The sequence below is a fragment of the Psychrobacter halotolerans genome (assembly GCF_039680845.1).
Lineage (GTDB): Bacteria > Pseudomonadota > Gammaproteobacteria > Pseudomonadales > Moraxellaceae > Psychrobacter.
On the sequence record NZ_JBDKWD010000002.1, the window covers coordinates 622414 to 636523 of the forward strand.

Sequence of the window (14110 nt, forward strand, 5' to 3'; positions counted from 1 at the left end):
GTTATGTTAGCTTAGCACTTAGATGACGGTTAAAAAAACAGTCACTGATCAGCAGAAGGGTACGGTAATGCAGCAGTTATTTGGATTGAGCACACAACGCGGTGCTAGTGTGACAAGTATCGTGTTAATCATTATAGTGCTAGGCATTGCGATTAAGCTGATGATTGCAATTGTACCTGCTCAAATTGGCGACTATCAATTGACCAAAACCCTGAGTTCACAGCTCAGACAAGCGAACGACAATAACGAGACAGCCAAGCAGTTTATTGAGCGTGTTAATAAACAGCTGTCTATCAACGCTGATTATGATACGAAAGCTGAAGATGTCATTACCTTTACTGATAAAAAAACGGGACAACTGGCCATTCGTAAACAGTATACGGTTACCAAAAATTTCTTTGGTAATGTGGATATCCTCAATCGTTTTGAGGACAATATCGATATGGCAGTTACCAAATAGACAACAGGGCGTGATGCCCCTTTTATAGTCGATATATTTTATAAAAGGTAGCGGGCGACTAAAATGCTATTTTAATGACAACTTTAATAACAGTATTAATGACAACAAGGTTTCGTAGACCTTGTTTAATAGCCATTAAGCACAATTTTTATCAGTAGCATCTATCTACTCACGTACCGATTTCGTTTAGAGCTGATCATACTCTTTCCAACGAAGCTTAAATTTCTTTGATAAACCCACTTTTTAGATACCATCATACTCAGCCAGCAAAACAGAAGGGATAACCATAAGCCACGCATGAAACCAACTTCGCAACATTCCCAAGCGGTTCCTATTCCCCAAAAAAATAGCACGTCTGTTGACACGCTTGTTGTTAGCTCAGAGTTTATTCAACGGTTAGCGGTATTAACGCGCAAGTTGGGCTATGTTTTTAATGATTTGAGCCTGCCAAAACTTGCATTGACGCATCGATCGTTTGATAGCAAAAAAAATTATGAGCGCTTAGAGTTTTTGGGTGACGCTCTTTTAGGGATGATTGTTGGGGAAGCCTTATACCATCGTTATCCCACGCAGAATGAAGGGCGACTGACTCGTATGCGGGCAACGTTGGTTCGCCAAGAGTCGTTGGTGATCATTGCTCAAAATTTAGAGCTGTCCAATCATCTTATATTGGGCGTGGGTGAGCGTAAAGGCGGCGGTCGCAATCGAGCCTCTATATTGGCTGATGCGGTAGAATCCCTCATCGGTGCCATCTATTTAGACAGCCAAGATATGGAAATTACGCGCCATTGTGTGCTGTCTTGGTATGGTGATTTGATTGATAGTGTCAATGATCAAAAGGCATTGAAAGACGCCAAGAGTCGGTTGCAAGAGTGGCTACAATCTAAGCAGTTCGATCTACCAACCTATGAGCTGATGGAAACACGGGGTAACGCGCCGAATCAGATTTTTGTCGTGCGTTGTCATGTGAATATTCATAACTGTCCGGATATTACTGAATCTGGTGAAAGCCGCCGTATCGCTGAACAAAAAGCGGCAGAGCTTATGATCAATCAATTGCATAAACTGCCTAATTCCGCCAAAAAACGGTCTTAATAGGTATCAGATTCGCTACAAATAGATAGGTAAATGACGATATAGTTTAAGCGGCCTTTAATTAAGTTACCCTTATTCTACTTATCTGACATACCGCTTATTTTAAAGTTTACAAATTCTCCAGCTGATATTGGTTTCGCCTTTTGATGGCTGGTATAACCAAGACCATATGCAGCTACTATAAACCCTATAGGATTTACCTATGCACAATCGTACTGATTTGCCCTCAAACAATGAAGACAGTGCCAACGACATGACCGAAAATACAGATATGATGCAAAATCAAGATAATACCGATACCACTCATTTAGAAGACGTTACCTCAGAGAACGATCTAGCCATTGAAGAGTTTTTCGCGCCTAGTAGTAATAAACGCCTTGCTGACGATTTCAAAGCGGGCTATGTGGCGATTGTTGGACGTCCAAACGTGGGTAAGTCAACCTTGATGAACCATTTATTGGGTCAAAAGCTGTCCATTACTTCACGTAAGCCGCAAACGACTCGTCACCGCATTCATGGTATTTTATCCAATCATGAGATGCAGGCGGTGTTTGTTGATACGCCAGGTATTCATCGCAATGAAGTGCGTGCTATCAATGAGCGCATGAATAAAGCAGCGGTGTCGGCCTTAGTCGACGTTGATTTGGTGCTATTCGTAGTTGATTCAGATCAATGGCGTGAGGATGACTTATTAACCCTACAAAAACTTGGTGAAACGAATTTGACGGTGGTATTGGTCATCAATAAATCGGATACCTTAAAAGACAAAGGTAGCGTGTTGCCGCTTATTGAAACCTTTAACGACAGCTTTGATTTTGCGGATATCGTACCTGTATCGGCTCTAAAAAATCAAAACTTAGATCGTCTGCAAGAAGTGATTGCTTCTCATCTACCCATTGCTGATCCTATCTACGATACAGAGCAAATCACTGACCGCTCAGAGCGATTTTTGGCCAGTGAAATCATCCGCGAAAAAATCATGCGCAGTGCGGGTGACGAAGTACCTTATGATTTAACGGTACAGATCGATGCCTTCAAAGATGAGCCTGCACATACTGATCCAAAAACCGGTCGCCCACGTAAGGCTTGCACCTTTATCGATGCGACTATTTATGTGGAGCGCGGTGGTCAAAAAGCCATTGTTATTGGCGATAAAGGTCAACGTATCAAACAAGTTGGTATGGATGCGCGTAAAGATATGGAGCAACTTTTTGATAAAAAAATCATGCTGACACTATGGGTGAAAGTCAAACGTGGTTGGTCTGATGATGAGCGTGCATTGACCAGTCTAGGATACTAATAACGATTGGATTACAGTCTTTCGAAAATTGTATCAATGCTCACAATGTTCGATGCTGAGGTAACAAACCATGCGTAATGAAGCGTTAGTCGGTTATTTATTACATCAGCGTCCTTATCAAGAAAAACGTGCCTTATATTATTTGTTTTCCCAGCAGCATGGTGTCATACATGGTGTTGGGAAAAAAGGTGCGCCTCTATTTATGCCGTTACAACTCTTTGCCACAGGCAAACGTGATCTCAAAACATTCAGCCAAATCGGTATTGCCTCGCAGTATCCTGTGTACGAGAGTGGGATAAAAGAAGCGGATGCTGCGGCTATAACGTCGTTACCTTATGAAAATATCACTGGCCAACATCAATATTCGGCATTGTATTTAAATGAAATTCTTTGGCGATTATTGCCTACTGAAGACCCAATGCCTATATTATGGCAGCACTATCAAAACAGCCTGCAACAACTTAGGCAGCCTTTGAGTGCCAATGACCTGCGTTTATGTTTGCGCCAGTTTGAGCAATACTTGTTCAAGGAGTTAGGTTTTACGTTGGCACTGACACATGACAATATGCAAGAGACTATTGAGCCTGACCGTTATTATCGGTTTTTGCCAGACGTCGGTTTGGTACCTGTTTTGCAAAATAATATACAGTCTGAACACTTAGAAAGCGCGACGGGACAGAGCGTCTTTATAGGTGCTGATATCATTGCAATGGCACAGTTGGGTATTACCGAGGTGACATTGAATCATTGGTCAAAGTTACATCGTCATCTGATTGATCACTTGCTTGATTATCAACCATTGCAAAGTCGATTGTTATGGCAGCAGCAGCAACGTTACCAATAGAACTCTGGCGCTCCTTGCCATCGTTGTAGATAAAAAGCCACAAATAGTATTACCTTTCACTATTACTTAGTCGTCAAATAGGTTTCGTTATCAAAAGGATTTCTTATGACCATCTCTTTATCAGAAAATGCGTCGAAACTACCGCTATTAGGCGTCAATATTGACCACGTAGCCACATTGCGTCAAGCAAGAGGGGTTAATTACCCAAGTCCTTTGGACGCCGCCTTGTTGTGCGAGAAGGCGGGTGCAGACGGCATCACCATACACTTGCGCGAAGACCGTCGTCATATTCAAGACTTTGATGTATATGAGATGGCCGATCAGTTGACCACTAGAATGAACTTGGAGATGGCAGCGACCACAGAAATGCTAGCGATTGCGTGCAAAGTAAAACCGTTTTGGGTGTGTTTAGTACCTGAAAAGCGCGCTGAGCTCACCACAGAAGGAGGGCTTGATGTTGCAGGACAGGTAAGTGAATTGACAGCGTATGTTCATAAGCTACAAGCAGCAGGCATCAAAGTCTCTTTATTTATTGATCCAGAAGAAACACAAATCTCTGCGGCTATAGAATGCGGTGCCGATGCCATTGAGCTGCACACAGGTGCTTATGCAGAGGCAGGCTTGGCGGACAAGGTGGAGAGGCAAGATGCGGAGCTTGTACGGATTAAACAAGCTGTTGCCACCGCGCAACGTCTTAATCATACATTATTGATTAATGCTGGCCACGGTCTGACACGTGATAACGTCAATGCCATCGCACAAATTGATGGTATTTATGAGTTGAATATCGGACATGCCCTTATTGCCGATGCTATATTCGTCGGACTTGAACAAGCGGTTGTTATGCTGAAAAATGCTATGCATGAAGGGAAATCACAATAGAATAAACCAAGTTATTTATCACATTCAGTGGGATGATTCTCGTTGAGTTTTTGCCTAACAATGCCCCCTTGGTTAAAAGAGATAAGATACATGGCTTTATTGTAGGTGACAGTGGGGCAATATTTGATATGACCAAAGTGACCCCGCGGCGTACCGCTATCGCCCCAGAACTTAGTGTAATGACGTCTGTTTCCTACTCGCAAGCTCAGCTTGCCGTATTTAGGGTTCAATGATTTTTGGGTTATCAATACATCTACTTGAGAATCAAAATTTTTATTGTCATTTTTATCGATAAATACCAAAAGCGTTTTATCCGCATCTCTATGGCAGCGTCTCTTAGCATTAGACAGACAAACGACCACGTTCTTTTTTCTGATATAACTCTCAGCCTTTGCTAAGGAGAGAGCATTTTCTATTTGGTTCTTAATGCGTTTGGCTTCCATACGTGCCAGTTGTGTTTGAATCGCTGGGGTCGCTATAGTCGTAATAATGGCCAATACACATACCGTAATAATAAGCTCAAACAGTGTAAAACCTTGTTCACGACCCCTTCTAACACCGCTGTCATTTCTCAATAAATTCCTATAAAGCATAACGTCCCAAAGATGAGCAATCTGAAAAGAGAAAATAAAGTCTTGGTATAGGTAAAAAATAACTTAGCGCTGCTCAAGGTAATTTTCATAAAATGAGACAAGCGTAAACAGTCTTGAATAACTTTCTAAAACATGACAACTTCCTAGAAAGTAGGGACATACGGTTTATGGCTTTATCACCTATAGTTTTTTGCCACAATCTGCGCTTCTTTATCTGGCTTATAACGGTGATAGTTTAATAAGGGTCAGTTAAACTAAGTTTTCTTATAAATGAAACAATGTTGACTAATATAATATAAACACAATATGTGTCTATTGTCAAAAAATGTTTCAATTAGTGAAAGAAGTATTTTAGCAATAGAGAAAAAATAATAACTGTATTAAAATATGATCAAACAATAGATACAGTTACGTTCACTATCTATTGCGAACTGACATACAAAAGATAAAAAGCGTAAGGTGTGTTAGTTCTAGGTAACTTCAGCTGATTATTGTGTTTTAGTTACAACATTATCGTGTAATAATGTGTAGCTGGTTAACGAAAAAAGTTGTAAACTGAATTGATAATCGCTAAGCTACTCCTTAATTGGTTTTGCTTTGTAACTTGAAATGCGTAAAAGATGTCTAATTTAGAGCGTCTTGAAAATCGGTTTTGCTTAACGCATCACTAAAATTATCCTTTGGAGGAAGTCCATGAAATTGAATAAAATTGCTCTAGCCCTAGTTGCTGTAGCAGCTGTACCGGTAGCAGCTAACGCTGGTGTAACGATCAGCCCATTGTTACTTGGTTATCACATGACTGAAGAATTCAGTGATACATCTGATAAGCAGCGCGATATCCTTCGTACTGGTAAAAACCTGTATGAAAATGCTAATGGTCAGCAAATTGGCGACCGTGTTGGTAATCCTAATGGCGGCGTCGCTCAAGAAAGTGGTCTATATACTGGTGCTGCGCTAGGTATCGAATTGACTCCTTCTACTCAGTTCCAAGTAGAGTATGGCGTTACAAACACCAATGGCGAAGCTTCTGAAGATTCAGCTGATGCTGGTGTTAACCGTTTTGACGTAGAACAAACCATGCTTTCTGGTAACTTCTTAATCGGAACTGAAGAATTTACTGGTTACACTGATAATGCACTTAAGCCATATGTGTTGGTTGGTGCTGGTCAGTCTAAGATCAAAGTAGAAAACCAAGAAACTTATGTTTCTGACGTTACAGGCGAGACAGTAAGCGCTGGTACTGAAGTATCAAGCTCTAAAGACACTATCGGTAACCTAGGTTTAGGTGCTATGTATCGTATCAACGATGCACTAAGCCTACGTGGTGAAGCTCGTGCGATTCACAACTTTGACAATAACTGGTGGGAAGGCATGGCTTTGGCTGGCCTAGAAGTAGTTCTTGGTGGCCATTTAGCACCTACAGTAGCTGTTCCACCAATGCAAGAGCCAGTAGTTGACAATACTCCAGTCGTAATCGTTGAATCTGATCTTGATTCTGATGGCGATGGCGTACCTGACAGCATCGATCAGTGCCCAGGCACTCCAATGAACGTTGTTGTTGATGAAGTTGGTTGCCCAGTACCAGTAGACATCACTGATGAGCTAAAAATGGAATTGCGTGTATTCTTTGATAACGACAAATCGGCTATCAAAAACCAATACAAACCAGAAATCGCTAAAGTAGCTGAGAAGATGCGCGAGTATCCTAACTCTACAGCACGCGTAGAAGGTCATGCTTCTAAAACTGGTCCTTCAGCACGTTATAACCAACGTCTATCTGAAGCTCGTGCCGTTGCAGTTAAATCTATGCTAACTAACGAATTCGGTATTGCTCCAAACCGTTTATCAACTGTTGGTTATGGTTATGACCAACCAATCGCGCCAAACGATACTGAAGAAGGTCGCGCTATGAACCGTCGTGTTTATGCCATCATCACTGGTGACAAAACAATGACTGTTGAACAAACTAAAGATATGGTTGTTCAGTAAGTAATAACTGATTGATTATATTATAAAATATAAAGTTACAAAAAAAGCTACCCAATGGGTAGCTTTTTTTTGTCTATAGCTTGAGAAAAGTAAGTTATTACATAAATAGATGAAACAATAATGTTATACTACCTCCCGAAACATTCTGTAGATTGACAGAATGTACATTAGCATAGCTATCTGTATGATGACTTTATCTATATAGATATATGATTGTATTGAACTTATTCTATTCTGAAGGCCTATCTATTGTAGGTCATATGATGAGTAGACATTCAATCTCTATCTGATTTATGACAAACGTTTATCCAGCGACGCTTATTGCTACTGCACCTTCTTAAGACAAAACGAGCATTTTATATGGCGAACGATATCAAACACCTGCGTAACATTGCAATTATTGCCCACGTTGACCACGGTAAAACAACTTTGGTTGATAAGCTATTACATCAATCTGGTACTTTTGGTGACCGCGCAAACATTGCTGAACGCGCAATGGACTCAGGTGATATTGAGCAAGAACGTGGTATCACTATTTTGGCGAAAAACACCGCCATCCGATGGACAGATCAGACTTCAGAAACTGAATATCGCATTAACATTGTTGATACCCCAGGTCACGCCGATTTCGGTGGTGAAGTTGAGCGTGTAATGTCGATGGTAGATTGCGTACTTCTCGTTGTAGATGCGGTTGATGGTCCAATGCCTCAGACTCGTTTTGTAACGCAAAAAGCATTCGAGCAAGGTCTAAAGCCGATTGTTGTTATCAATAAAATTGACCGTCCTGGCTCACGTCCTGACTGGGTAATGGATCAAATCTTTGATTTGTTTGACAATCTAGGCGCAAGTGATGAGCAGTTGGACTTCCCAGTTGTTTATGCTTCAGCATTGAACGGTATTGCAGGTCTAGAAGCTGACGATTTGGCTGATGACATGACCCCGCTTTTCAAAACTATCGTTGATGTTGTACAGCCACCACAGGTTGATGCAGATGCACCATTCCGTATGCAGATCTCAAGCTTGGATTATAATAGCTTCGTTGGCGTTATCGGTATTGGTCGTATTCAACGTGGTAAGATTTCGACAAATACCCAAGTGACTGTCATCGATAAGCATGGTAAAACGCGTAACGGCCGTATTCTTAAGATTATGGGTTACCATGGTCTTGATCGTATCGAAGTAGAAGATGCACAGGCAGGCGATATTGTTTGTATCACTGGTATTGATGCGCTTCATATTTCAGACACGATTTGTGATCCTAATCATGTTGACGCATTACCCGCACTAACGGTAGATGAACCAACAGTTTCGATGAACTTCCAAGTAAACAACTCACCTTTTGCTGGTCGTGATGGTAAGTTTGTGACGTCACGTAATATTCGTGAGCGTCTTGAGCGTGAACTGATTCACAACGTAGCACTACGTGTTGAAGATACTGAATCTCCTGATAAATTCAAAGTTTCAGGTCGCGGTGAGCTTCACTTATCTGTATTAATCGAAAACATGCGCCGTGAAGGTTTTGAGCTTGGTGTATCAGGTCCAGAAGTTATCGTAAAAGAAGTGGATGGTAAACTTCAAGAGCCGTATGAGAATGTTGTTTTTGATATTGAAGAAGAGCATCAAGGTTCTATCATGGAACAGGTTGGCCTTCGTAAAGGTGAAATGACTAACATGGAACTTGACGGTAAAGGTCGTATGCGTATTGAAGCGACGATACCAGCTCGTGGTTTGATTGGTTTCCGTTCAGAGTTCTTAACGCTGACCTCAGGTAGTGGTATCATGACGTCAAGCTTCTCACATTACGGTCCACAAAAGATCGGTGATGTTGGTGGTCGCTCAAACGGCGTATTGGTTTCTATGGCAAACGGTACTTGCCTAGGCTTTGCCCTGTTTAACCTACAAAAGCGCGGTAAGCTATTTGCTGAGCCGCAGCTTGAAGTTTATGAAGGTATGATTGTCGGTCTTAACTCTCGTAACGACGATATGGTTGTCAACCCTACCACTGCTAAGCAGTTAACCAACGTTCGTGCTAGTGGTACTGATGAAGCGCTAACGTTGACACCAGCAGTCAAGTTTACACTTGAGCAAGCGCTTGAGTTTATTCAAGACGATGAGTTGGTCGAAGTAACACCAAAAGCCGTTCGTATTCGCAAACGCTATCTAACCGAAAGCGAGCGTAAGCGTCATGGTCGTAGTAAGAAAGGTGCTTAATCGTTTGGCTTAATTAAAGTCAAGCAACAAAAAAGGCTAACGCGATGTTAGCCTTTTTTTTGTCTATTCAAACAGTCAGTGTGCAGCTATAAGTGCGTTAGATGACACTTTAAGTATTTATTTGTGAGTTAAGGATTCACTACAGGCGTCACTACGACATTATCATTGGTATTGATTAGAATCTCTGATGGTCGATCGACGACGATACGTACTAGGTTGTCATTGCTGACGACTTGCGACTTATAATAGTTGTCTTCCGCGACCGTACACCCAAGGCAGCGACCCATAGCATTCCAAGGCTCCACGAACAGCTTTTGCTGTGCCTGATCTGCATTGCCACCGACAAGAGAGAAGGGCAGACTAACCAAATAGGCAGCCGTACCAGCAACAGCATTGACCAATTGTAGAGGTTTACCCACGACGGTATCCACGACCATTGTTCCGTAGGAAGGCCCGAAATCTGACTCATCAATTTCTATTGCTGCCAAGGCAGGATTCACACTAACGGCCAGTAAACTTAAACTTGCAGCAACAGTAAACAATCTCTGTTTTACCGTGCGTTGGTTCTTGGCTTTAACAATCATAACGATATCCTAAAATTCATAATGAGTATGATTACTGGCTGGTGCTATTTCTACTCAGAAATATGACAGCACTGATAAACAGAGAAGACAGTACAGACAAATCAGCAGTATATGCTGTCTATATAAATATTCCCTCTATTAAAGCAATATGTGTATAAATAAGCAATAAAAATACGCAAGATGTAGCGTCGATAGAAAAAAATGTAGGAAGTTTAATTAACAACATCTTATCGCTATCTTGCTGCGCTTATTGGTAAGAAGAGATTACTAGCGCGCCGCTACTGTTTATATAAGTGGCTGACAACTGGGACAATAAACACTGGCTCGACCATTAAGCTTGATATTTTCTAGCACCGCTTCACACTCTAGGCAAGTTTCACCCTGCCGACCATAAACGTTTAAGGTTTGTTGGAAATAACCCGTTTGACCATCCGCTACCGTAAAGTCTCTTAACGTTGAGCCACCTAGCTTGATGGCTTTTTGTAGAATAACTTTAATGTGACCAACCAAAATGGTTATCTGGTCGTAGGATAACTGGTGCGCGGGGGTAGCTGGGTGAATACCAGAAAGATATAAGCTTTCTGTTGCATAGATATTGCCAACACCAACCACGACTTGTTGTTCCATAATGACCGATTTGATGGGACGGGCAATAGGTTGGCGCTGTTTGCTTAATTTATTCTTATCAGCTAGGCTTGTACGTTGAATAAATTGATATAAGTAATCTGCTGTAAAGTCATCCGAAAGCGGTTCGGGACCGAGATGATCGAGTAGCTTTACACCATAATCTCTATACCACAATACTGAGCCAAAACGTCTGGGATCATAGTAGTGTAGCTGTGATTTTTTGTCGTTGTTATCAATAAATTCAATTAGCAAATGATCATGTTTGCGTTTTTCAGTGCCATAGCTGAGCTGCTGCAAACTGCCCGACATACCGAGATGCACCAATAGTTGCCGCGATACGGGCGCTTCATCTTGAGCATCAAAACGCCCGTCTTCAGGCACCCGTGGCAAAAAATTAAGTATCAAGTATTTTGCTCGTCGCTCGACGCTGTCTAATACATAATCAACTAACGTGTTTAGATCGTCTGGCATGACCCAGCGTAGCTTTGGCTGAAATACTTTAATGTCAGTGATTCTCTGTCCTAACAATGGGGTCAGGCTGGTCTTCGTTGTTTCTACTTCTGGTAATTCAGGCATGATATCTTATGGTGACTCTATTATTAAATGAATGGGTGTTGACTAAGGCTTAGGCGACAGCACGGCGAGCGTGCAATATGCCGTGCTGCTGCTCCAACTTAGCCAAAAGCTTAGATAAATGCGCCAATCCGGAAACTTCAATATGAAATTTTAAAAAGGCAATATTATCATCGTTGCTCAGCGTTTCAACTTGACGAATATTGACGTTTTCTTTATCAATAATCTGGGTCAAATCACGCAATAATCCACGTCTGTCATACGCTTCTACATGAATATCGACTGGTTGATAGCGACCAGACTGAACCCGCCATGATGCTGGAATTTCGCGTTCAGGGTCACGTTCGATCAAGCGCAAATACTCAGGGCATCCACGATTATGGACACTGACACCTCGTGATAAGGTGATATAACCAGCAATAGGCTCACCGTGCACAGGATGACAACAGCCTGCTAAATTGATTTCGATATTGTCCAAACCATCAATACGGATTTTATAAGCATCAAGTTTACCGACATCTCTGGTATCCACACTGAGCACAAAGTCATCTTGTGGCCTTTCAGGTTCTAAATGCAGTTGCCGAGAAATGTGGCTGGTCAATTGGTTGAGGCCAATGTCGCCAGTCACCAATCCAACCACAATATCATCGGTATTATTGACATTAAAATGCTGAGTGTAGTCGTTTAAATCAATACTGTTTGGATGTACGGATAAGCGCTCAAGCTCTTTGCTGAGCATTTGGCGCCCAATCTCAATATTTTTATCCCGATCTTGTTTGTTAAACCATTGACGCAGCTTTGAGCGCGCTCGATTGGTATGGATGTAGCCTAATGAGGCGACCAGCCAATCTCGGTTGGGCTCACGTGAGGCCTTGGTAATGATTTCGACTTGTTCACCGGTTTTGAGCTGGTAGGTCAGGGGTACATAACGCTGATTGACTCGCGCCGCTTGCGCCCGATTACCCACTTGCGTATGCACGTAATAGGCAAAATCAAGGACCGTCGCGCCTTTTGGTAGCTCAGTAATATCCCCATCGCGACTGAAAATGTAGATGCGTTCAAGCTCATCAAAATCAACAAGCTGCTCTTCTTCATCGAATCCCATCTCATCGATGTCTTCGCCTGTTAATAAAGACGAGCGCGGCTGGTTTCGTGTTTCGTTATTGATAGACAACAACTGACGTAGCGAGCTGATTCTTTGGTTGAGGTAGTTGTCTTTTTTATTCTTCAAACCTTCTTTATAATTGACATGCGCGCACATACCAAGCTCAGCTTCGAAGTGCATTTCATGCGTACGAATCTGTATCTCTAGCGATTTATTTTCGGCAATCACGGCGGTATGTAGGGAGCGATAACCGTTGGATTTGGGATTGGTAAGATAGTCGTCGAACTGCTCAGGGATATAGCGCCATAAACCATGTACCAAGCCAAGCACATGATAACAGTCAGAAGGATTGTTCACGAGCACCCGCAGCGCACGAATATCGTAGAGCTGATCAAAGGATAGACCTTTGAGCTTCATTTTTCGATAGATAGAGTAGATGTGTTTGACGCGTCCAGACACTTCACCTTCGATATTGGCGGCGACCAAGGCTTCATTTAACTTGTCTTGCACACGCTGGATATAAGACTCACGTTCGCTACGTTTTTCAGACAATAGTTTGGCAATTTCTTTGTAACGCTCAGGCGCAAGATAGCGAAACGCCAAGTCTTCAAGCTCCCACTTAAGTTGCGCGATTCCCAAACGATGTGCTAATGGCGCATAAATCGTCATGACTTCACGGGCCACGCGGCTTTGGCGCTCCTCATTAGAAAAGGTCAACTCACGCATGGCAAAGGTGCGCTCAGCCAACTTAATCAATACCACGCGCACATCATTGGTGACAGAGATCAACATGCTGTAGATATTGGAGAGCTGGTCACGCTGATTATTGACGAAGTGATCTTCTAAACGCTTATTATTTTCAATAATTTCTGACAATTTACCCATTGCCAGCGTATCTTTGACCAGCGTTGATATATCAGCACCGAATTTTTTTTCAATATCAGTCAGACTGATGATGGATTTGCGGGCGCTGCGATAGAGCATGGCCGCCACTAGCGCATCTTCATCTTGGTATAGATAAGTCAATATATCGGTCATGCCAATACCAGTGACATAGGCACCCGAGCGCTCAGACTCACTGGTATTCATATGATCACGAATAAATTCACAGGCATTACTTAGGTTGGGTACAGAATCTTGTCCGATGCGTTTGGCTACGTTGTCGAGCCAAGTGGGCACATCGATATTGACTTGATCTAAATCAACCGTTTCAAGATCTTTTTCTGTGAGTGTCAGCTTTTTACTTAAAAACGGGTTATCAGCGTAGTCATTCTCAAGCTTGAGATCGTCACTGTGATAAGAATGCAACGCTGAGCGATCGAATGTAGTGTGTAGCTTGTTGGTTGACAGCTGGTATTTGATATCGAGCGGAATTTGAGCATAGCTATTGGCAGACTGATGAGAGCGTTGGTTTGCGACCAGTTGTGCGGCAAGCGCAGCACTATCGGCTTGCGTGGTCTGCCCATCCACTAGCGGCAATCCTTCTCGAATTTTTACCATAGCCGACTCCTTTTAGCGATCCTAAATTGGGTATAGCTTCGTCTATCATGTATACACTTTACATTTATTTTTGACAAAAAATATCAACTATAAAGTAAGACAACTGCTAAAAGCTTCCGCTCTTAACAGTCATAAAATGCATGTGCAATATACAAAGCTAGGGGTGCATATATTCATTATTTTTTGTATAAACAAATATAGGAAGATTGTTTGTTATTATCTCATTTTAAGGAGACAAATCAAGCGAGGCTATGTGTAGTGTCTGTTGTGAATCACGATAAACAGTCGTCATTTATTAGTAAAACTTAATCCAAGTTTTAAAAGAATATAAGTTACGTAAAAATGTG

The 14110-nt window shown here is 42.0% G+C and carries 11 protein-coding genes; 7 read left to right on the top strand and 4 right to left on the bottom strand.

The window, feature by feature from the left end:
* The first annotated feature begins 22 nt into the window (after positions 1–22).
* The 5 genes from AAJP47_RS06275 to pdxJ all read left to right on the top strand — a co-directional run bounded on the left by AAJP47_RS06275 (position 23) and on the right by pdxJ (position 4581).
* Positions 23–460 carry a DUF4845 domain-containing protein gene (locus AAJP47_RS06275; RefSeq protein WP_346717037.1) on the top strand — a complete coding sequence of 146 codons (438 nt, stop codon included), beginning with the start codon at positions 23–25 and terminating at the stop codon, positions 458–460.
* A gap of 297 nt (positions 461–757) precedes the next feature.
* On the top strand, positions 758–1555 hold the full coding sequence (rnc, locus tag AAJP47_RS06280) for a ribonuclease III (RefSeq protein WP_346717038.1): 798 nt from the start codon (positions 758–760) through the stop codon (positions 1553–1555).
* Positions 1556–1829: 274 nt separating this feature from the next.
* Entirely contained in the window at positions 1830–2855 is a 1026-nt protein-coding gene (era, locus tag AAJP47_RS06285; RefSeq protein WP_497198699.1) for a GTPase Era, read from the top strand.
* A 70-nt stretch (positions 2856–2925) separates the two neighbouring features.
* The gene (recO, locus tag AAJP47_RS06290) at positions 2926–3699 is read left to right on the top strand and encodes a DNA repair protein RecO (protein WP_346717039.1); all 774 of its coding nucleotides are present in this window, start codon (positions 2926–2928) and stop codon (positions 3697–3699) included.
* A gap of 105 nt (positions 3700–3804) precedes the next feature.
* On the top strand, positions 3805–4581 hold the full coding sequence (pdxJ, locus tag AAJP47_RS06295; RefSeq protein WP_346717040.1) for a pyridoxine 5'-phosphate synthase: 777 nt from the start codon (positions 3805–3807) through the stop codon (positions 4579–4581).
* A gap of 11 nt (positions 4582–4592) precedes the next feature.
* Here pdxJ and AAJP47_RS06300 read toward each other — a convergent pair whose 3' ends face one another.
* The gene (locus tag AAJP47_RS06300; protein ID WP_346717041.1) at positions 4593–5174 is read right to left on the bottom strand and encodes a GspH/FimT family pseudopilin; all 582 of its coding nucleotides are present in this window, start codon (positions 5172–5174) and stop codon (positions 4593–4595) included.
* Positions 5175–5867: 693 nt separating this feature from the next.
* On the opposite strand from AAJP47_RS06300, the gene AAJP47_RS06305 reads away from it, so the two are divergent.
* Together AAJP47_RS06305 and typA are read left to right on the top strand one after the other, a co-directional pair.
* Positions 5868–7163 (top strand): OmpA family protein, encoded by a 1296-nt coding sequence (locus AAJP47_RS06305; RefSeq protein WP_346717042.1) that lies wholly within the window; start codon positions 5868–5870, stop codon positions 7161–7163.
* Between the two features lie 360 nt (positions 7164–7523).
* Complete coding sequence (gene typA, locus AAJP47_RS06310; protein WP_346717043.1) at positions 7524–9374, top strand: translational GTPase TypA; 1851 nt, start codon at positions 7524–7526, stop codon at positions 9372–9374.
* 128 nt (positions 9375–9502) lie between these two features.
* Here typA and AAJP47_RS06315 read toward each other — a convergent pair whose 3' ends face one another.
* From AAJP47_RS06315 to AAJP47_RS06325, 3 genes are all read right to left on the bottom strand, one after another.
* Positions 9503–9958: a hypothetical protein gene (locus tag AAJP47_RS06315; RefSeq protein ID WP_346717044.1), complete on the bottom strand. Its 456-nt coding sequence runs from the start codon at positions 9956–9958 to the stop codon at positions 9503–9505.
* 285 nt (positions 9959–10243) lie between these two features.
* A complete protein-coding gene (mutM, locus tag AAJP47_RS06320) occupies positions 10244–11161 on the bottom strand; it encodes a bifunctional DNA-formamidopyrimidine glycosylase/DNA-(apurinic or apyrimidinic site) lyase (protein ID WP_346717045.1) in 918 nt (305 codons plus the stop codon).
* 49 nt (positions 11162–11210) lie between these two features.
* Entirely contained in the window at positions 11211–13763 is a 2553-nt protein-coding gene (locus tag AAJP47_RS06325; protein WP_346717046.1) for a RelA/SpoT family protein, read from the bottom strand.
* Positions 13764–14110: the final 347 nt, after the last annotated feature.